The 19,417-nt window shown below is 60.3% G+C and carries 20 protein-coding genes; 7 read left to right on the top strand and 13 right to left on the bottom strand.

Going from position 1 to position 19,417, the window contains the following annotated elements:
• Window positions 1–679: 679 nt before the first annotated feature.
• Together FHT85_RS13870 and FHT85_RS13865 are read right to left on the bottom strand one after the other, a co-directional pair.
• The gene (locus FHT85_RS13870; RefSeq protein ID WP_112337003.1) at window positions 680–826 is read right to left on the bottom strand and encodes a DUF1127 domain-containing protein; all 147 of its coding nucleotides are present in this window, start codon (window positions 824–826) and stop codon (window positions 680–682) included.
• A gap of 251 nt (window positions 827–1,077) precedes the next feature.
• Complete coding sequence (locus FHT85_RS13865) at window positions 1,078–1,548, bottom strand: MEKHLA domain-containing protein (protein ID WP_112337004.1); 471 nt, start codon at window positions 1,546–1,548, stop codon at window positions 1,078–1,080.
• Between the two features lie 324 nt (window positions 1,549–1,872).
• On the opposite strand from FHT85_RS13865, the gene paaG reads away from it, so the two are divergent.
• The 4 genes from paaG (at window position 1,873) to FHT85_RS13845 (ending at window position 5,154) form a co-directional block, all read left to right on the top strand.
• Window positions 1,873–2,661 carry a 2-(1,2-epoxy-1,2-dihydrophenyl)acetyl-CoA isomerase PaaG gene (gene paaG / locus FHT85_RS13860; RefSeq protein WP_112337005.1) on the top strand — a complete coding sequence of 263 codons (789 nt, stop codon included), beginning with the start codon at window positions 1,873–1,875 and terminating at the stop codon, window positions 2,659–2,661.
• Window positions 2,658–3,101, top strand: a complete 444-nt coding sequence (gene paaI, locus FHT85_RS13855) for a hydroxyphenylacetyl-CoA thioesterase PaaI (RefSeq protein WP_112337006.1) — start codon at window positions 2,658–2,660, stop codon at window positions 3,099–3,101. Before paaG ends, paaI begins: the two co-directional genes overlap by 4 nt.
• 43 nt (window positions 3,102–3,144) lie before the next feature.
• On the top strand, window positions 3,145–4,455 hold the full coding sequence (gene paaK, locus FHT85_RS13850; RefSeq protein WP_112337007.1) for a phenylacetate--CoA ligase PaaK: 1,311 nt from the start codon (window positions 3,145–3,147) through the stop codon (window positions 4,453–4,455).
• A 102-nt stretch (window positions 4,456–4,557) separates the two neighbouring features.
• Window positions 4,558–5,154, top strand: coding sequence for a TetR/AcrR family transcriptional regulator (locus tag FHT85_RS13845; RefSeq protein ID WP_112337008.1), 597 nt, complete (start codon window positions 4,558–4,560; stop codon window positions 5,152–5,154).
• Window positions 5,155–5,174: 20 nt separating this feature from the next.
• Here the strand turns inward: FHT85_RS13845 and FHT85_RS13840 are convergent, their stop codons facing one another.
• The 11 genes from FHT85_RS13840 to FHT85_RS13790 all read right to left on the bottom strand — a co-directional run bounded on the left by FHT85_RS13840 (window position 5,175) and on the right by FHT85_RS13790 (window position 14,708).
• Window positions 5,175–5,789: a transferase hexapeptide repeat family protein gene (locus FHT85_RS13840; protein WP_112337009.1), complete on the bottom strand. Its 615-nt coding sequence runs from the start codon at window positions 5,787–5,789 to the stop codon at window positions 5,175–5,177.
• The gene (locus tag FHT85_RS13835; RefSeq protein ID WP_162709644.1) at window positions 5,790–6,308 is read right to left on the bottom strand and encodes an acyl-CoA thioesterase; all 519 of its coding nucleotides are present in this window, start codon (window positions 6,306–6,308) and stop codon (window positions 5,790–5,792) included.
• A gap of 4 nt (window positions 6,309–6,312) precedes the next feature.
• Window positions 6,313–8,370 (bottom strand): phenylacetic acid degradation bifunctional protein PaaZ, encoded by a 2,058-nt coding sequence (gene paaZ / locus FHT85_RS13830; RefSeq protein ID WP_112410793.1) that lies wholly within the window; start codon window positions 8,368–8,370, stop codon window positions 6,313–6,315.
• Between the two features lie 66 nt (window positions 8,371–8,436).
• Window positions 8,437–9,192, bottom strand: a complete 756-nt coding sequence (locus FHT85_RS13825; protein WP_112337011.1) for a Phenylacetic acid catabolic protein — start codon at window positions 9,190–9,192, stop codon at window positions 8,437–8,439.
• 26 nt (window positions 9,193–9,218) lie between these two features.
• Window positions 9,219–10,295, bottom strand: a complete 1,077-nt coding sequence (gene paaE, locus FHT85_RS13820; protein WP_112337012.1) for a 1,2-phenylacetyl-CoA epoxidase subunit PaaE — start codon at window positions 10,293–10,295, stop codon at window positions 9,219–9,221.
• Window positions 10,296–10,319: 24 nt separating this feature from the next.
• Complete coding sequence (gene paaD, locus FHT85_RS13815; protein WP_112337013.1) at window positions 10,320–10,844, bottom strand: 1,2-phenylacetyl-CoA epoxidase subunit PaaD; 525 nt, start codon at window positions 10,842–10,844, stop codon at window positions 10,320–10,322.
• A 9-nt stretch (window positions 10,845–10,853) separates the two neighbouring features.
• On the bottom strand, window positions 10,854–11,636 hold the full coding sequence (gene paaC, locus FHT85_RS13810) for a 1,2-phenylacetyl-CoA epoxidase subunit PaaC (protein ID WP_112337014.1): 783 nt from the start codon (window positions 11,634–11,636) through the stop codon (window positions 10,854–10,856).
• Window positions 11,636–11,920, bottom strand: coding sequence for a 1,2-phenylacetyl-CoA epoxidase subunit PaaB (gene paaB, locus FHT85_RS13805; protein ID WP_112337015.1), 285 nt, complete (start codon window positions 11,918–11,920; stop codon window positions 11,636–11,638). The genes paaC and paaB overlap by 1 nt, the downstream gene beginning before the upstream one ends.
• Before the next feature lie 30 nt (window positions 11,921–11,950).
• A complete protein-coding gene (gene paaA / locus FHT85_RS13800) occupies window positions 11,951–12,955 on the bottom strand; it encodes a 1,2-phenylacetyl-CoA epoxidase subunit PaaA (protein WP_112337016.1) in 1,005 nt (334 codons plus the stop codon).
• Between the two features lie 298 nt (window positions 12,956–13,253).
• Window positions 13,254–14,144 (bottom strand): phenylacetic acid degradation operon negative regulatory protein PaaX, encoded by an 891-nt coding sequence (gene paaX / locus FHT85_RS13795; RefSeq protein WP_112337017.1) that lies wholly within the window; start codon window positions 14,142–14,144, stop codon window positions 13,254–13,256.
• Window positions 14,145–14,228: 84 nt separating this feature from the next.
• The gene (locus tag FHT85_RS13790; RefSeq protein ID WP_112337018.1) at window positions 14,229–14,708 is read right to left on the bottom strand and encodes an Lrp/AsnC family transcriptional regulator; all 480 of its coding nucleotides are present in this window, start codon (window positions 14,706–14,708) and stop codon (window positions 14,229–14,231) included.
• Window positions 14,709–14,826: 118 nt separating this feature from the next.
• Here FHT85_RS13790 and FHT85_RS13785 point away from each other — a divergent pair, with 118 nt between their 5' ends.
• Genes FHT85_RS13785 through FHT85_RS13775 form a run of 3 tightly spaced genes read left to right on the top strand, consistent with a single transcriptional unit; the run spans window position 14,827 to window position 19,331 of the window.
• A complete protein-coding gene (locus tag FHT85_RS13785) occupies window positions 14,827–16,905 on the top strand; it encodes a transketolase C-terminal domain-containing protein (protein ID WP_112337019.1) in 2,079 nt (692 codons plus the stop codon).
• A gap of 1 nt (window position 16,906) precedes the next feature.
• On the top strand, window positions 16,907–18,124 hold the full coding sequence (locus FHT85_RS13780; RefSeq protein WP_112399808.1) for a dihydrolipoamide acetyltransferase family protein: 1,218 nt from the start codon (window positions 16,907–16,909) through the stop codon (window positions 18,122–18,124).
• A 16-nt stretch (window positions 18,125–18,140) separates the two neighbouring features.
• On the top strand, window positions 18,141–19,331 hold the full coding sequence (locus FHT85_RS13775) for an aromatic amino acid transaminase (RefSeq protein WP_112337021.1): 1,191 nt from the start codon (window positions 18,141–18,143) through the stop codon (window positions 19,329–19,331).
• Window positions 19,332–19,417: the final 86 nt, after the last annotated feature.

The following is a 19,417-nucleotide window of genomic DNA, read 5'->3' as shown; positions in this document are numbered from 1 at the left end:
ATTGCATGATCGCGTTATTGAAACCGACTTCAGCTTGTCAATATGACTGCGGGCACGCCAAAGCCTCGCCGGCATAAGATAAGCCGGTCGAGAGCCAACAGCGTCTCTGTAAGAGCGGCACGCCACACGACGTCGTCCGTGCAATCATCCGACAAGAGGGGGTAATGCGATGACCCAACACTGGAGGATCTATCTGGCTCGGGCCATACCGCCGGGGGCAATATTGGATTTCTCGGCAGCCGAATTCGCGCTCCAGGTTGCGATCAATTTGCGGTATTGCCTGAATCTCGTCCGGCCGACGTCCGAATGCATCGAATTGGCCGAACTCGTGTTGCTGCGGGCCAGAAATTACGGTGAGGCCAGAATGGGCCATAGCCCACAGTCGTTCGCAGAGGCAGAGGAAGCACTTGCCAATGCAACGAGACTGCTCGAGATTGAACTTGAATATTGCGCGAAACGGGGCACGAGGGACAGCTGCGATCAAGCAGCCTAAATCTTCGTCATGTTATCCGGCAGAATAACAACAGGAAAATTGTGCCGATCGTGAGGTTGGAGGCGACCAATGACGCTACGCGCGGCATCTATCGGCTATGACTTTGTCGCAGAAAGCTAGCGACGGCACTGGCCAATAGCTCCTGCGGCGGCGCATACCTCAAGGGTATGCGCGGGAAAGTAAGGTTTAGTTGCCGCGAGCTCCCTTGACGGCGAACGGAATATGCGAGCGGGAAATGCCGAGATCACGAAGAACATGATCGTCCAGGGCGGAAAGCTCGCGCATTGCTCTGCGCTGTTCGCTAAAGCGCTTAATCTTCTCTAATACTTTCATTTTTGCCATCTCCTTTGTTTTCGCGCAAGAGATAGGCATTTACCCGCCTAAATAAAATGCACATGCCTGCAGGATAGCCATGCTGCTTTTGCAAGGCTCATCACAACGGCAGCGGCCAACGTGCCCGTACGCCACGAATTAAGGGACCTGCCTCACATTCGGCAACAATTGATGGCACGCTGCTACGACATCGCCGCCTGTCGCCGATATGCGGCCTTATGCCCTGATGCCTGTACGACCTTGTCGCGGGCTTATGCGTCTTTCCATTTGGAAAATGTCGCAGCCTGCCCACGCAAATTGCCTTCGCGATCCACGAGCTGCCAGACGATACCCTCCTCAATCCAGAACCGCCGTCCGGATTTTGCGATCCTCAGGCCGCGATAGTCGGAGATGAAACCGTTGCGCGTCACCGCATCCAGCAGTTGCTGACGCTCCGCACGGTTGGGAAGCTCCGCTGAAAGTCGCGAGGGAACCGTCACGAACTCATCCCAGGGATATTCGAAGCAATTCTGAGCAGCCTTGTTGGCGTAGACGAAACGCGGATCGGCATCCGTGTTGTGGGCAAGGACCACGAAAGGTGCCTCATTATAGAGCCAAGGAGGCCCTGCTTGCGGATTGACGAGTGGACGGCCGACAATGCGTTGAAAACTGCCGGTCAGAAGTTCGAAAAAGGCTTCGTCAACCGATAAATCGACGACATTGCTTTCAGGCCTGTCAGTCATCTGTTTTCTTCCCGCAATCATGGCATCGACCGAAGCGATACCTATCAAATCGCGATAAATATCAAAAGCAGGGCAAGCGGGAAGACACGAGCATCCGTTATCAACCTTTCCGCGAAACTATAGTTTCCGAGGAGGTAACTGATGGAAGTGCGTGCCACCAACCACGTTGCAGCCGCTCGCCGGCTGCATCGTCCATTGCACGACGCAAAGCCACTCCGTCGCAATCTGCCGGCCAGTATCTTATCATTGCTTTTATAATTGATTGACCGGTCGGTTTATGCAAGAGTTGCACGGTCGTCATGGGTAGGGCGACGGGGAGGAAACATGTCTGAATCCGGCACCGTTCTGTCGGCGTTTGCCGACGGCGTCTTGACGCTTACGCTCAATCGACCCGACAAACTCAATTCCTTCAACGAAGACATGCATCTTGCGCTGCGCGCCGGCTTCGAGCGCGCGCATCGGGATGTAGATGTCCGCGCAATTCTGTTGACGGGCGCCGGCCGCGGCTTCTCGGCCGGCCAGGACCTTGGCGATCGCGACCCGCGCAAGGGCACCCCCGATCTCGGCCATACGATCGAGACTTTCTACAATCCCCTGCTCCGCCTCATCCGCAGCTTGGAAAAGCCGGTGATATGCGCTGTTAATGGTGTGGCAGCCGGCGCCGGCGCCAATATCGCCTTTGCCTGCGACATCACGCTTGCCGCCCGTTCGGCCCGCTTCATCCAGGCTTTCGCGAAGATCGGCCTCGTGCCGGATTCCGGCGGCACCTGGAACCTGCCTCGGCTTATCGGCGAAGCCCGCGCCAAGGCACTGGCGCTGACGGCCGAACCGCTCGATGCGGAAACAGCCGCCAGCTGGGGCCTGATCTGGCGCGCGGTGGACGACGATAAGCTGATGGATGAGGCGACGGCGCTTGCCACCAGGCTCGCTGCCGGCCCGACGAAAGGCCTCGGCCTGACGAAGCGCGCCATTCAGGCGGCGGCGACGAATTCGCTCGACCAGCAGCTCGATCTTGAGCGCGACCTGCAGCGCGAAGCCGGCCGCAGCGCCGACTATGCCGAGGGCGTCACTGCCTTCCTGGAAAAACGCAAGCCGGAGTTCAAGGGCAAATGAGCGCCGCGGAGAGCCTTTCGCCGCAGGCGCTCGCGGAAGCCTGCGCGAGAGCCATGTGGGACGAAGACAACGCCACGCGCCATCTCGGCATGGAGCTTGTGTCCGTCGCGCCCGGCAAAGCGACCATCGCTATGACCGTTGCGGCGACCATGACCAACGGTCACGGCACCTGTCATGGCGGCTACATCTTCACGCTCGCCGACTCCGCCTTCGCGTTCGCCTGCAATAGCTACAACCAGCGCACCGTCGCCCAGCACTGTTCGGTGACCTTTATTGTGCCGGCTTTCAATGGTGACCGGCTGACGGCGACGGCGCGGGAGGTGTCGCGCCGAGGACGAGGCGGCATCTACGATGTCGCGATTACCAATCAGCATGGCGAGCAGATTGCGGAATTCCGTGGCCACTCGCGAACCGTCAAGGGCGCACTTTTACCGGAATAGAATTCGCGCGCCGGAAGTACCGGCTTTTCTGGAGGAGACATTGATGGAAAACCTTTCGCCGCGTGCGGGTGAGCTTGAAGCAATCGAAATCGCCTCCCGCGAGGAGATTTCCGTGCTGCAGTTCGAGCGCATGAAATGGACGCTCACCCATGCCTATGAGAACTCACCCTTCTATCACAAGAGTTTCGACGAATTGGGCGTGCATCCCTCCGATCTCAAGACTTTGTCTGATATCGCCAAATTTCCTTTCACGACCAAGAAAGATCTTCGCGACACCTATCCTTTCGGCATGTTCGCCGTGCCGCGCGAAAGGCTTGCCCGTATCCACGCCTCCTCCGGTACGACGGGCAAGCCGACCGTCGTCGGCTATACCGCCAGGGACGTCGAAACCTGGGCAAGCCTCGTTGCCCGCTCGATCCGCGCCTCCGGCGGCCGGGCGGGTGATCTGGTGCATATCGCCTACGGCTATGGCCTGTTCACCGGCGGCCTCGGCGCGCATTACGGCGCGGAGAAACTTGGTTGCACCGTCGTACCGGTCTCCGGCGGCATGACAGAACGGCAGGTGGCGCTGATACAGGATTTCAAGCCGCGCATCATCATGGTGACGCCTTCCTATATGCTCTCGATCCTCGACGAATTCCGTCGCCAGGGCCTCGACCCAAGAGAAAGTTCGCTCGCCGTCGGCATCTTCGGCGCCGAACCATGGACCAATGCCATGCGCGAGGAAATCGAGCACGCCTTCGATATGCACGCCGTCGACATTTACGGCCTCTCGGAGGTCATGGGTCCGGGCGTCGCCAGCGAATGCGTCGAGAGCAAGGATGGGCTGCACATATGGGAAGATCATTTCTATCCGGAGATCATCGATCCGGTCACCGGCGCGGCATTGCCAGATGGCGAGATCGGCGAGCTGGTCCTCACGACGTTGACCAAGGAAGGCCTGCCGATCATCCGTTACCGCACGCGCGACCTGACACGGCTGCTGCCCGGCACCGCCCGCACCATGCGCCGCATTGAAAAGATAACGGGCCGCTCCGATGACATGATGATCCTGCGTGGTGTTAACGTCTTTCCGACGCAGATCGAGGAGCAGATCCTGAAATGCCGCGGGCTCGCGCCGCACTTCCAGATCGAACTGACACGCTCCGGCCGCATGGACGACATGACCGTTCATGTGGAGTGCACGCTGGAGGCGGCGGACGAAACGGCGCGAAATGTTTCGGCAAAGGAACTTGCCCACCACATCAAGAACATCGTCGGTGTCACCACGAAGGTCATGGTGCACTCTCCAGGCGGCGTTGCGCGATCGGAAGGCAAGGCCAAACGCATCGTGGACAACCGTCCGAAAGAATGATCGGCATCTGGTGGGATAGCCTGGCAAGCATTTGATTGTATATGGGAAGGATCGGCCACCAGGCACGATCAGATCAATCGGGAATTAGCAAAGCAGGATCATATGGCACGCACGCGCGCAGTTGATTTCGAGGAAAAGCAGCGTGGCATCCTGGCGAGTGCCGCGGCTGTTTTCGCCGAGGTGGGCATGGAAAAGGCGTCCATGTCGATGATCGCCTCACATGGCAACGTCTCGAAAGCCCTGCTCTATCACTACTATCCCGGCAAGGACGCGCTGATCTTCGACATCGTGCAAACGCATCTGATGGAACTGGAAAGCGCGATCGAAACGGCAGATCGCAACGATGTTACGCCGCAAGAGCGGCTGCGGCTGCTGGTGAAGGCCGTGCTTAAGAACTATGAGGGCGCCGACAACGAACATAAGGTGCAGCTCAACGGCACGCATGCCCTGTCGCAGGAGCAGCTGGCAGAATTGAGGACGATCGAGCGGCGCATCGTCCGGCGTTTCTCCACCGTCATCGAGGATCTCAACCCGGATCTCAACAAGAACAGGCCGTTGCTGATGCCGGTCACCATGTCGCTCTTCGGTATGATGAACTGGGTCTATATGTGGTTCAGGCCCAACGGGCCAATCACACGCGACGAATATGCCGACATTGCCACCACCCTCATCCTCGAAGGGGTCAAGGCCGTCCGTTGAGACGCCGCTGACGCGGTCGTTCAATCGCCGAGCTTCATCCGTTCGAGGACAAGCGGATCATATTCCGGCGCGCGGATGCGGCGGCGCTCCGGCTCCGGTGCCATCAGCGGTTCGACGGCCACCAGCTTCTCCTTCGCCTCCAGCGCCAACCGTTGATAGATGGCGGTGCCCTGGCGCTTCCAGGCGATCTCTTCCGGCGTCAACTCACGAACCACGCGAGCCGGCGCTCCAACGGCAAGACTGTTTGCCGGGATTTCGGCTCCGGCCTTGACGAAGGCCAGCGCCGCGACGATCGCATTCTCGCCGATGACGGCTTCGTCCATGACGACGGCATTCATGCCGACCATGGCATTGGCGCCGATGCGGCAACCATGCAGCACAGCGCCATGGCCGATGTGCCCCGCCTCGCCGATCATCACTTCCAGATTCGGGAAACTGTGGACGACGCAAGTCTCCTGCACATTCGAGCCACGCTCCAGCACGACACGCCCGAAATCGCCGCGCAACACGGCGCCCGGCCCGACATAGCAGGCGGGGCCAATGATAACGTCTCCGATGACAGTCGCGGCCGGATGCACGAAGGCAGAGGGATCGATGACCGGGATCACGCCGTCATAGGAATAGATCTGCGCCATTCAGTCGACTCCCAAACCTTCCACATCGCGACCGGTTTCGGCCACCGCTTCCATCCGTTGCGCGAACTCACGACGCAAGGTGCGGCGAAGCTGGGCGGCCTTGTGCCGTCGGATATCAACCGGCGTGACTGGCACCAGTTCCGGCACGCGGACCGGGCGGCCGACTTCGTCGACGGCGACCATGGTGAAATAACAGGAGTTCGTGTGGCGGCGCTGGCCGGAGCGAATATTCTCCGCCTCCACGCGGATGCCGACTTCCATGGAGGTACGGCCCGTATCATTGATCGAAGCGCGGAAGGTGACGAGCTCGCCGACATTGATCGGCTCCTTGAACAGCACCTGATCGACCGACAGCGTTACCGCATATTGCTTGGAATAGCGCGACGCACAGGAGAAGGCGACGCGGTCGAGCAGGTTCAGAAGTGCGCCGCCATGCACCTTGCCGCTGAAATTCGCCATGTCAGGCGTCATCAGCACGGTCATTTCCAGGCGATGCGGGTCTTGCTCGGTCGTCGTCATGCGCTCACTCTCTCCTTTTCGCCACCATCGTCAGAACGTCATATTGCGCGACGACGGCGTCCAGCTGGTTGGTTACCTTGCAATCCCAGCGCACCTCGCCATGCTCGGCATTGATGCGGGGATTGATCTCTTTGCAGGTCAACTGCACCTTGAGCGTATCACCCGGATTGACCGGTGTCAGGAAGCGCAGATTGTCGACCCCATAATTTGCGAGAACCGGGCCTGGAGCCGGATCGACGAAGAGGCCGGCCGCGAAAGAGACGATGAGATAGCCATGCGCCACGCGTCCCTCGAAGAACGGATTGGCCTTCGCCGCCTCCTCATCCATATGGGCATAGAATGTGTCGCCGGTAAAATGGGCGAAGTACTCGATATCGTCGAGTGTCACCGTGCGCGTGGCGGTGACGAGCTGATCTCCGATCTTGAGCTCAGCGAGCGACTTGCGGAACGGGTGCTCGCTGTCGCGGCGGGTATCCGCGCCATCCATCCATCGTCCCGTGACGGCGGTCAACATGGTCGGTGCACCTTGAATCGCGGTACGCTGCATATAATGCTTCACGCCGCGCATGCCGCCCAGTTCTTCCCCGCCGCCGGCACGACCCGGACCGCCGTGAACGAGGCCCGGCAGCGGTGAACCATGACCGGTGGAGCTCTTGGCACTCAAGCGGTTGCCGATCATCACGCGACCATGGAATGGTGCGAGGCCGAGAACAACCTCCTCAGCGAAATGCGGATCGTTGGTGAAGACGGAGGCAACGAGACTGCCCTTGCCGCGCCGCGTCAGATCGACGGCCTCTTCCGCCGTGTCATAGGGCATGACGGTGCTGACGGGGCCGAAGGCCTCGACATCGTGAATGGCACGCGCGGAGCCCGGCTTGTCGCAATAGAGCAGGACCGGATTGAGGAAGGCGCCGGCGCTCGCATCGCCGGACATGACATGCGGATTATCGGGATCGCCGCCGACGATCTCGGCATCGGCAGCAAGATCCCGGATGCGCACCCGCACCTCCTCGCGCTGAGCGAGGCTTGCAAGCGGCCCCATGCGAACCGTCTCATCGGCCGGATTGCCGATTGCCGTCTTGCCGAGGCGGTCGTTCAAGGCCGCAATAAGCGCTTCACTATAGGAACGGGGCGCGATGACACGGCGGATGGCCGTGCACTTCTGCCCGGCCTTGACCGTCATCTCACGGGCGACCTCCTTGACGAAGAGATCGAACTCCTCCGTGCTGGGCGCGGCATCGAGCCCGAGGACGGCCGCGTTGAGGCTGTCAGCCTCCATGGTGAAGCGCACGGAGTTTTCGATAATCGCCCTGTGCGTCTTGAGGCGCTGGCCAGTCGCGGCAGAGCCGGTAAAGGTCATCACATCCTGGCCTTCGACATGATCGAGGAGATCGCCGACCGAGCCGCAAACGAGCTGCAGTGCACCTTCCGGCAGCAGGCCTGTTTCGATGATGCGGCGAACCATCAGCTCTGTAAGATAGGCCGTCTGGCTCGCCGGCTTCACGATGGCGGGGACGCCGGCAAGCAACGTCGGCGCAACCTTTTCCAGCATGCCCCAGCAGGGGAAGTTGAAAGCATTGATGTGAACGGCGACACCCTGCAGCGGGCTCAATATATGCTGGGCGGAAAAGCTCTTGTCCTTGGAGAGCTGCTCCACGTCGCCATCGAGCAACACACGCGTATTCGGCAGCTCGCGCCGCCCCTTGGAAGCGTAGGACAGCAAGGTTCCGATGCCGCCTTCGATATCGACCCAGCTATCGGCGCGCGTGGCGCCGGTTGCCGTCGAGAGCGCGTAGAATTCTTCCTTCCTCTCAAGCAGCGCCTGCCCGAGCGCCTTCAGCATTGCGGCGCGCTCATGGAAGGACATGCGCCGCAACACCGGTCCCCCCTTGTCGCGGCCATAGGCCAGGATCTGCTTAAAATCGATACCCGAGGAATCGATGAACGCGACGGGCACGCCGGTCGATGCATCGAGCAGCGGCACGCCTTCTCTGGCGCCGGCGACCCAGGTGCCCCCGACATAGCTTTCAAGTCGGCGCGGCTGGTTTGCCATGATGTTCATCGGAATTTCCTTCCTTCGTCTTTCCGGTGATCCGAGCGGAAAACCGCCAGGCATCTCCCGAACTGATCAATTCAAACCGAGCGCAGAGAGCTGCGCATCAACCTCGGTCTGCCATTCGGCCAGCAAAGTTTCGTTGGGCGTATGTCGCAGGCCGAAGCGTGAGAATGTTTCGAAGCGGGCTGAACCGGCATGGCCAAAGCTCGCTGCAACGCGAGGATACCAATAAGCGGCCGAAGCCCGTGCCTTCGCCCGGCCCTCGTCATCGGTGACGATGCGGACAAGCCCGGCGGCGCCGAGTTCGGCATGCCGTCTTTCGCGCGGCAGGATGGCACGGAAGGTTTCGGCCAGCGGCTGATAGGAAACGCGCGCCAGCTCCTTCAACTGCACGACGCTGGCAGCACCCATCAGAACGTTCATGACAACCGCATCCACCCAGCCTTCAAGGGGATAATGGAAGACGGCAAGCCGCATATCACCACCCTGCCTGACAGCGCCGATATCAGCGTCGCGGGAAAGCCGTGCCGCCCAGGGATGGTGGATGGCATAACGCCCGCCATCGACGCCGAAGGTCTCCATGACCTGCAGGACCTGGCCGGCATGGTCGGTTTTTTCCAGTACGATGCGTGCTGCGGAAATGCGCTCCTGAATCCCGGGCGCGTCGTTGATGATATCGGCAAAGCCGGCGGAACCCGCCAGTTCGCTATCGACGAAGCTCGCCATCAGACGCAAGAGTTCGCCGCGATAGCGCGGAGGCGCGTTGTCGGGCGAGGACAGCATGCCGCCCTCCTGCAGATATTGCTCGATAGGCATCGTCTCGGACATCTTGTTCCTCCCTTCGATGCGCGCGCCTACTGGTCGTAGCTGACGACGATGCGGTCGGTGAGCGGGTAACACTGACAGGTCAGCACATAGCCCTGGCGCACCTCGTAATCCTCGAGCGCGTGGTTGACCTCCATCTCGACCTCGCCTTCGAGAACCTTGGCCCGGCAGGTGGAGCAAACGCCGGCCTTGCAGGCATAGGGAACATCCATCGCGTTTTCGAGCGCTGCATCGAGCAGGCACTGGCCGTGCTTCGGGAACTTGAAGATGCGCGTCGCGCCATCGAGCGTGACCGTCGCCTCGCAGCTGGTCTCATGATCGGCGGCGGCACTACTCTCCACCTTGCGCCGCGCGCGGCCCGGCTGCGCGGAGGCGAAGAGCTCGAACTTGATCTGGTCGTCGCGCATGCCGTGTTCACGCAAAGCCGCAGCGATCGCCAGCATCATCGGCTCGGGACCGCAGATAAAGGCTGTCGCAACCGACTTGATGTCGATCCAGCTCTTGAAGAGCGCCTTGCACTTCTCCGCATCGATCCGTCCCGTAAAAAGATCGATCTCCTGCGCTTCGCTCTCCAGAATGTGCAGCACCGAGAGGCGGCCGAGATAGAGGTTCTTCAGATCCTCCAGCTCTTCGCGGAACATGATCGAGCTGATCTGCCTGTTGGCATAGACCAGCGTAAAGACCGAGCGCGGCTCGCGAACCAGCAAGGTCTTAATGATCGAAAGAACCGGCGTGATGCCGCTGCCACCGGCAAAGCCGAGATAATGCTTGGCGGTATCCGGCTCGATTGCGGTGAAGAAGGCTCCCATGGGAGGCATGGCTTCCAGCATGTCGCCGGCTTTCAGGTTTTCGTTGATCCAGGTCGAGAAGCAGCCGCCATCTACGCGCTTGACGCCGACCTTCAACACGCCTTCGTCCTTCCCCGCGCAGATCGAATAGGAGCGGCGCAATTCCTCGTCGTCGAACTTGCGGCGAAACGTCAGATACTGGCCCTGCGTGAAATCAAAGACGGCCCGATCCTCCTCGGCTGGCGCAAGCGTGACGACAACAGCATCGCGCGTCTCGCGGCGCACATCGGTGACAGTCAGCGGATGGAAACGTGCCATGGATGCGGATCTCGTCCTTTGGGGTCAAATACATTTGAAGTAATCGAAGGGTTCCAGACACTCGGTGCAGCGATAGCTCGCCTTGCACGGCGTCGAGCCGAACTGGCTGATCTTTTCCGTGTTCGTCGATCCGCAGCGCGGACAGGCAATCGTGAGATTGGAGCGGCCCGCAAGCCGATCGATGCGCTTCATCAGCACGCCATCGGCAGCGGTGCCATCGATCGGTGGGGCGATGCCATAGGCACGCAGCTTCTCGCGTCCCCCGGCGCTGATCCAATCCGTTGTCCAGGCGGGCGACAGCTGCCGCTCGAGGCGTACCCGATCGAGGCCCTTTTCGGCCAATGCCCGCTCGATATCGAGATTGATTACCGTGGTGGCGGGACAGCCCGAATAGGTCGGCGTCACTGTGACAACAAGCGTATCCTCCTGCCAGCCGACGTCGCGGATGATGCCAAGATCGGTCAGCGAAATCACCGGTATCTCCGGGTCCGGCACCTCCGACAGCCAGTGCCAGACCTCTTCGACCGAAGGATGCAGCGCGGTCGCCATCTCCACCTCCTACCAGGTCGCGCCCGGATAGGCGCGCTGCAGGAACTGCATCTCGGCCAGGAGATAGCCGAGATGCTCGGTGTGAACGCCGCGCCGGTCGCCCTTGTGCATATAGCCGTCTGTGGGGCGTTTCAGCGTCGCTTCCGCCAGCGCATCGGAGATAATCTCGTCCCAGCCGGCTTTGAGGCTCTGCGGCTCAGGGGTCACGCCGGCTTGCGTCAATGTCGCATCAACGGCATCGCCGACAAACATTTCGCCGGTGAAAGGCCAGAGTTCGTCCAGGGCTTCCTGCATGCGGCGGTGACTTTCGGCCGTGCCGTCGCCAAGGCGAATGATCAGATCTCGGCTGCGATCGAGGTGATAGGAGACTTCCTTGAAAGCCTTTTCAGCGATCTCAGCAATGCGCGGATCGGCCGAACCTTTCAAAGCTCTCAGCAACAGATAGTGCCAGGCGTCAAAGAGGAATTGCCGCATCAGCGTCTTGCCGAAATCGCCGTTCGGACGCTCGACAAGCAGGATGTTGCGGAACTCGAAACCATCGCGCAGATAGGCGAGATCATCAGCCGAGCGGCCCTTGCCTTCCACCTCGCCCGCCAGAGCGAGCCAGAGCTGCGTCTGGCCGATGAGATCGAGCGCCGTATTGGCAAGCGCGATATCCTCCTCCAGGGCAGGCCCGCGGCCGCACCATTCGGAAACGCGGTGGCCGAGGATCAGCGTGTTATCGCCGATGCGCAGGAGGAATTCGACAAGAGCGGCCTGATCGACCGCCGGCTCAAGGGTAGCGATCGCCATCACATGTGCCCCACTTCATCGGGAATATCGAAGAAGGTCGGGTGACGATAGACCTTCGAATTGGAGGGATCGAACAGCGGTCCCTTCTCCGAAGGGGCGCTTGCAGTGATCTCGGACGAGCGCACCACCCAGATGCTGATGCCCTCGTTGCGGCGCGTATAGACATCGCGTGCATTGTTGATCGCCATCTCGGCATCGGGCGCATGCAGGCTGCCGAGATGGCGATGGTTGAGGCCATGCTGACCACGTATGAAGACTTCCCAAAGCGGCCATTCACTGGACATGTTTCTCACTCCCTGACTATACCGCGCGCCTTATTCGGCGGCGACCTTTGCCGCGCCGTGACGCTCCGCAGCCTTCTCGGCATGCGCCGTCAGGCCGTCGCGAAACCACGCGCCATCGTCCCAGGCCTGTTTGCGGGCATTCAGCCGCTCCGCATTGCAGGGACCATTGCCGGCGATGACGTTGAAGAATTCCTCCCAGTCCGGCTCGCCGAAATCATAGCCGCCCTTTGTCTCGTTCCATTTAAGATCCGGATCGGGAACGGTCAGGCCAAGATATTCGGCCTGCGGCACTGTCTGGTCGACGAATTTCTGCCGCAGTTCGTCATTGGAATTCTGCTTGATCTTCCAGGCCATCGACTGGGCCGAATGCACGGAGGCATCGTCCGAAGGGCCGAACATCATCAGCGACGGCCACCACCAGCGGTTCAGCGCATCCTGCACCATGGCCTTCTGCGCCAGCGTGCCCTTCACCATTTTCATCAGGATGTCGAAGCCCTGGCGCTGATGGAAGCTTTCTTCCTTGCAGATGCGCACCATCGCCCGCGCATAGGGGCCGTAGGAACAGCGCTGCAGGGGTACCTGGTTCATGATGGCAGCGCCATCCACCAGCCAGCCGATCGCGCCGATATCGGCCCAGGTCAGCGTCGGATAGTTGAAGATGGAGGAATATTTGGCCTTGCCGGAATGCAGCTGCTCATACATCTCGTCGCGGCTGATGCCGAGCGTCTCGGCGGCGCAATAGAGATAAAGGCCGTGGCCGGCTTCGTCCTGCACCTTGGCAAGCAGGATCGCCTTGCGTTCCAGCGTCGGCGCGCGGGTGATCCAGTTGCCCTCCGGCAGCTGACCGACGATTTCGGAATGAGCGTGCTGGCTGATCTGGCGGATCAACGTCTTGCGGTAGCCTTCCGGCATCCATTCCTTCGGCTCGATCTTCTGGCCAGCATCGACGCGCTCCTGAAAGGCGCGCTCCTGCGGGTCCATCTCGTCGAGGGAACGGATGCGGGCGCCATCGGTTTTCACCATCTGTGCATACATTGATCTTTCCTCCGTCTTCGCGCCTCCCGCGCGATCGAGAATGATCGCAAGCCTGCAGTCGCCTTGAAGACTTCAGCCAAGCTGAAGCTTCAAGGCACCGCCAGTATAAGCCTGTTTCTCGTTCTCCTCCACGAAACAGCGATCCGGGGCAAACGCATTAACCGACCGATCGGTCATTTATTAGCATGCGATATGTCACAATACAAATGAATTTTTAGAGTTTTCTGTGACATTCAATGCCGTGAAAGCACGTGGCAAGCCGAACTTCTCTTACTATGTACCTGAGCGGATTGATCCTTCAGCGTGCCTTGAGGTGATCGAGCCGAGCCTGGCTTGCCGGCGTCATCTCTGGAAGCTTGCCCGATTCATTCACGAAACGGCGAGCGACATAGCCGTCAGCTTTTTTTGACAGACGCAAATAAAGCTCGGCAAACAGGCGCCCCGCCTCCTCGCCCGGCCAATTATCCGGCAGGGCGGACTTGGGAAGATGCGGCTCGCGCAACATGATCAGGCGATACTGATGCACAAGCAGCAGCCGGGCAATCAGGCAATCGAACGGCGATAGCGCGGCACAATTTCCGACGCGTTCGAAAAATGAACCGAACCGGGCAATGAATTCGCCATAGGCCTCCGCGAAGCGCGGCAGGTTCCAAGCCTCTTCGGCAAATTCCCGCAACGCGCCGTTTTCGGTCGCCAACTGCGCATCGAAGACAACGACGCGGCCCGGCAGGGGCGGTGCGGGATGCGTTCCCACCGCGAGACGCGGGTTCAGCCTGGCAAATCCCTCCCGCTCAAGGCCCTGCATGATCTCTTCCGGCGCAGGTCCGTTGATCAGGACAAATTGCCAACGGACTGCGGGTTGCGGTCCGTAGAACAGGCTAGCGGCCTCGACAAATTCGGCTTGAGCGGCCTCGGTCAGCCGATAGAAGCTGCGGCGCCCTTCGCGCTCGCCCGCAAGCCGACCAGCTGCCACTAGTCGCGACACCGCAGTCCGCACCAGCGTCTCGGTAATCCCGACGCTCTTGCACGTTTCGATGAGATTGCCGATCCAGACGACGCCCCCACGCGGCTCGATGACATCGCCGTAGATCGTCACGATGAAACTCGCCGCTTTTATCGGCAAGTTGATAAGGAGCGCCGCAACCGCTTCGCTCAGTTCATGGCCGAGTTTGACGTTATCAGCCGACACTCCAACCCTGCTCCACATCTGAAATTGTTAGGGTTTATTAGCGTGAGACACTCGCACTATTCAAGGCGAGTACGGACAGAGGCTTTATCGCGATATGTTCGTTGGCAACGCCGTTGTGTATTTGACGCATTTCAGCGAGAAGTGCGACGATGAGCTCAGCACCGCTTCATGGGTCAGGATACCCCGCATCAGAAGCCCCTCATATTCCCTGACATCGGCGACGACGGCACGGATCAGGTAATCCCACTCCCCCGACATGGAGTAACATTCCAGCACCTCGCGATAGCTGGCGATGAACTGTTCGAAATCGCGGCGGGTCGCAGGATCATGGGTCTTCATCTTGACCTGGCAGAAGACGTTCAGCCCCTTACCAATCTTGTCGGGATCGACAAGGCGAACCGTCCGGCCCAGCACGCCGGCGCTCTCCAGCGCCTTGATCCTTCGCCAGCAGGACGCGGGCGATGCCCCGACCTTTTCTGACAGCGCCGCCTGGCTGATATCGCCCTCCTCCTGCAGCACGCGCAGAATCGCTCTGTCGACGTGATCAAGATCGAAATTTTCCATTCAGAAACCCGCCATGGATGAAACATCTCTTTCAAAAGCTACGGCAAAACCTGCCAAATTGAAAGGAACAGAGCTAACCCTTGAATTAAAATAGTTGGGCCATCTGCAGGAGGATCACATGGCCCAGCTAGCCTTCAAAAGCCACGAGCGGAACTCGCCCGACGATCGCATCGACTGGCGCAAGGTTGCCTATCTCGTTCACCTCTCCCGGGCTCTCGACGAGATGGAGGAGAAACGCCTCGTTCCGGAAAAGAAGGTTCTCTATCAGTTTTCCGCACGCGGCCACGACATGGCGCAGATCCTCCTTGGAATGCAGCTGACGGGCCTGCACGATGCGACCTGTGGTTATTATCGCTCACGACCGCTGTTACTCTCGCTTGGCGTCGATCCGGCCGATGCGCTCGGCTCGGCCATGGGCCGCGCTGGCGGCTATTCCGACGGGCGCGACATTGGTGTCGTCTTCAACTATCCGAACCATGCCGGCGCCTCGGCCTTGCCCATGTGCGGTGGCGTCGGAGCGCAATACACGCCGACGGCCGGCTGGGCGCAGGCGATGAAATATTATGCCACCACATTGGGCCGCGAGGAGTATGCGCGGGATATCGGTGTTGTGCTTGGCGGCGATGGCTCCGTTGCCTCGAATGGCTTCTGGGCTGCATTGACCGCTGCCACGACGCAGGCGCTGCCGATGCTGTTCTATATCGAGGACAATGGATTTGGCATCTCGGTGCCTTCGACGGCGCAGACGCCGGGAGGGAATATCGCAGCCAATCTCGCGAGCTGGAAAAATCTCGCAATCTTCGACGGCGACGGATGCAACCCGGCCGAAGCCGCTCGTCTGGTGCAAGATGCCGTCTCGTTTGTTCGCGACGAACGCAAGCCGGCTCTTCTCAGGCTCACGGTTCCGCGCCTCGAGGGCCATAGTTTTCAGGACACGCAGACCTACAAGAGCGAGGAAACCGTGAAGCGCGAATGGGAACGCGATCCCCTGCCGCGCCTGAAGGATTTCCTCGTTCCCGCAGTGATGACGATGCGGGAATGGGATGCTTGCGAAAGCGAAGCGCGCGATATAGCCGAAAACGCCCGCGCGCAAGCTGAAAACAGGCCGGTCGCCGCCCCCTCCTCCGTAACCCGCCATGTATTCTTCGACGGCGATATGCAGACGATGGGCGGGCAGCATCCATCCGGATATGAGCCTCCAGCGACAACGGATGTACCGGAAACCTCCGGCCCACGCATCAACATGGTCACGGCCATTCGCAGAACACTCGAACACGAGATGACGATCAACGAGCGCGTTGTCATGTTCGGCGAGGATATCGGCCCCAAGGGCGGGGTTCATGCCGTCACCCTCGGCATGCAGGAAAAATTCGGCAGCGAGCGGGTTTTCGATACTTCGCTATCCGAAGAGGGCATCATCGGCCGTGCTGTCGGTATGGCGCTCGCCGGGCTCGTCCCCATTCCGGAAATCCAGTTTCGGAAATATGCCGAACCGGCGACCGAACAGCTGAACGATTGCGGCACCATCCGCTGGCGTACCAACAATCGCTTCGCAGCCCCCATCGTGGTCCGCATGCCCGGCGGCTTCTTCAAATGTGGCGATCCCTGGCACAGCCAAACCAACGAAGTGGCCTTCGTCCATCAGCCAGGCTGGAAGGTTGCCGTTCCATCGAATGCAGAGGATGCCGTCGGCCTGCTGCGCACCTCGATCCGCGGCAACGACCCGGTCATCTTCTTCGAGCATCGGGCGATGCTCGATCACGCTTGGGCGCGTCGCCCCTACCCCGGCGACGATTTCGCGCTGCCCTTCGGCAAGGCGAAGCTGACGCGGACCGGCAGCGCCATCACCATCGTCACCTGGGGCGCAATGGTGCAGCGCTGTGAGGAGGCAGCCGAGGGCATCTCCGCCGATATCCTCGATCTCCGCACACTGATGCCCTGGGATCAGGAGGCCGTGCTTGCGTCGGTCGCCAAGACGCACCGTTGCCTCATCGTCCACGAAGATCTCGAAGCCGCAGGCTTCGGCGCGGAAATTGCCGCCATCATTGCAGACAAGGCCTTCACGGATCTCGATGCGCCCGTCTCACGCCTGACCATGCCGGATATCCCCAGCCCCCATAACCCGGTGCTTCTCGACTGGGCCGTCCCGTCTAGCGAGCGGATCGCCAAACGCATTGCCGAAATCCTGGAGTTTTAGAATGACTGGTATCATCGAGATCAGGGCTCCGATCGAGCAAGAGGGCACGAAAGCGATTGTGCGAAACTGGCTGAAGCGGATCGGCGACCACGTGAAAGAAGGCGATGCGCTTGTCGAACTGGAAACCGACAAGGTCACCCAGGAGATAGCGGCGCAATGCGACGGTATCCTGAGCGAAATTGCGATGGAGGATGGCGATGACGCCACGCCGGGGGCGATCCTCGGGCGCATGAGCATCGAAAACGCGAGCGGTGCTGCAGCGCAAGCGGCCGAGGTTCCGTTGCAGATACAGCCGGCCTCACCTGCCACGGCCTCCGCCGCCGCTTATTATTCACCCGCCGTTCGCAAGGCCGCCGAGGAATACGGGATCGACCCGGCCAGTCTGAAAGGCAGCGGCAGGGATGGGCGAGTCACACGCGCCGATATGGATCATGCGCTGGAAGCCGCCAAGCCGCATCCATCCGCGCCGGTGTCACAGCGGGTCGAGGCTGGGCAGACCCCGCCGGCAGTCGCGGCTGACGGCAAATCTCGGATCGTTCCCCATTCGGCCATGCGGCTTTCGATCGCAAGGCACATGGCTCAATCATTGGCGACGGCGCCGCAGGTCACCGCTATCTTCGAGGCGGATTTCACGGCGATCATGCGCCATCGCGAAAACAACAAGGCCCGACTGAAGGCCAAAGGCGTGAACCTATCCTATACTGCCTATTTCGTGGCGGCATCCGTTGCGGCCATGAAACTCGTCGCCGAAGTCAACAGCCAATGGCATGATGACAATCTCGAGATCTTCGAAGATATCAATATCGGGATCGGCATCGCATTGGGCGACAAGGGCCTGGTCGCGCCGATCATTCGGCAGGCGCAGAATCTCCAACTTGAGGCGATCGCCGCAAGGCTCCAGGATCTGACGGACCGGGCGCGATCCAATGCGCTCAAGGCCGACGATATGAAAGGCGGGACCTTTACGATCTCCAATCATGGCGTTTCCGGCTCCCTGGTCGCATCTCCCATCATCATCAATCAGCCGCAATCCGCCATCCTCGGCATCGGCAAGCTGGAGAAGCGTGTCATCGTTCGGGAGGTCGATGGGGCCGATACGATCCAGATCCGCCCGATGGCCTATGTGTCCCTGACGATCGACCATCGCTCCCTGGACGGCCACCAAACGAACGCGTGGTTGTCGGAGTTCGTGCGGGTTCTGCAGGATTGGCCGCAATAGGGAAAGGGATGGGTCAATGAATAAGACAGCGTTTTTCGACAGCCTTACGGAACAGAAGCCCGATCCCCTGCTTGAACTGATTGCCAAGTTCGCGGCCGACCCGAGGCCCGGAAAGATCGACCTCGGCGTTGGCGTCTATCGCGATGAAACCGGCCGAACGCCGGTCATGAAAGCTGTCAAGGCAGCCGAACATCATCTCTGGGAAACGCAGCAATCCAAATCCTATATCGGTCCGGAAGGCGATCCTGTTTTCCTTAGAGCATTAGCGTCCGAAGTCTTCGGCGAGCGCCGTGGTGGCAAGCCGGTCGCGGGAATTCAGACACCGGGCGGCACCGGCGCTCTGCGCCTGGCTGCGGAACTGCTTGCTCTCGACAAGCGACGGAAAATCTGGATCGGCACGCCCACTTGGGTCAATCACCAGGCAATCTTTGCCAGCGTCGGCCTTGAGATCGCAACCTATCGCTTCTTCGACATTGAAAAGCAGGCCGTCCTCGTTGACGAGATGCTGACAACCCTGCGGAACGCTGCTCCCGGCGATGCCGTGCTGCTGCAAACGAGCTGCCATAATCCGACAGGCGCCGCGTTATCGCGGCAAAACTGGCGAGATATTGCCGACATCATCGCTGCCAATGGATTGATCCCGCTCTTCGACAATGCCTATCAAGGTCTTGGACGTGGACGCGTTGAAGATGCGGCCGGCATGATTGATGTCATCGAAACAGTCGCTGAGGCCATGGTTGCCGTCTCCTGCTCCAAATCCTTCTCGCTCTATAGGGAGCGCACCGGCGCGGCCTATCTCTTCGGGGATCGGCAGGCATCCTTGAGCAAAGCTATAGGCAATCTCGCAAGCTATGCCCGCACGAGCTATTCCATGCCGCCCGCGCACGGAGCAGCCATCGTCGCCGCAACCCTTGAGGACCCTTCACTGCAGCGGACCTGGGTCGATGAACTCAGCGAAATGCGCACGCGCATCGTCGAGATCCGCCAGGCTGCTGCCGAGGCTTTTGGCCAATTCCGCGCGGAGCTCACCAATATCGGTTCGCAGGAAGGCATGTTCTCCCTGCTGCCGATCTGTCCGGAAAATGTTCGGCAGCTTCGCTCCGAGCATGGCATCTACATGCCGGATTCCGGTCGGATCAACGTGGCTGGGATGCGGGTCAGGGATATTGCATCCGTAGCGGAGCGCATCGGTCCCTATCTGACTTGAAGGCTGCGACAATGAGCAGCCGCCATGGGCTTTGACGGACAGCAGGAAGCCGACCTGCATGCCGGCCTCGCAAGAAGCAAGCCGCT

The sequence above is a fragment of the Rhizobium sp. BK312 genome (assembly GCF_014193605.1).
In the GTDB taxonomy this organism is placed as follows: domain Bacteria; phylum Pseudomonadota; class Alphaproteobacteria; order Rhizobiales; family Rhizobiaceae; genus Rhizobium.
The sequence above is the reverse complement of the archived record's forward strand: the minus strand, read 5'-3'. Positions and strand labels throughout refer to the sequence as shown.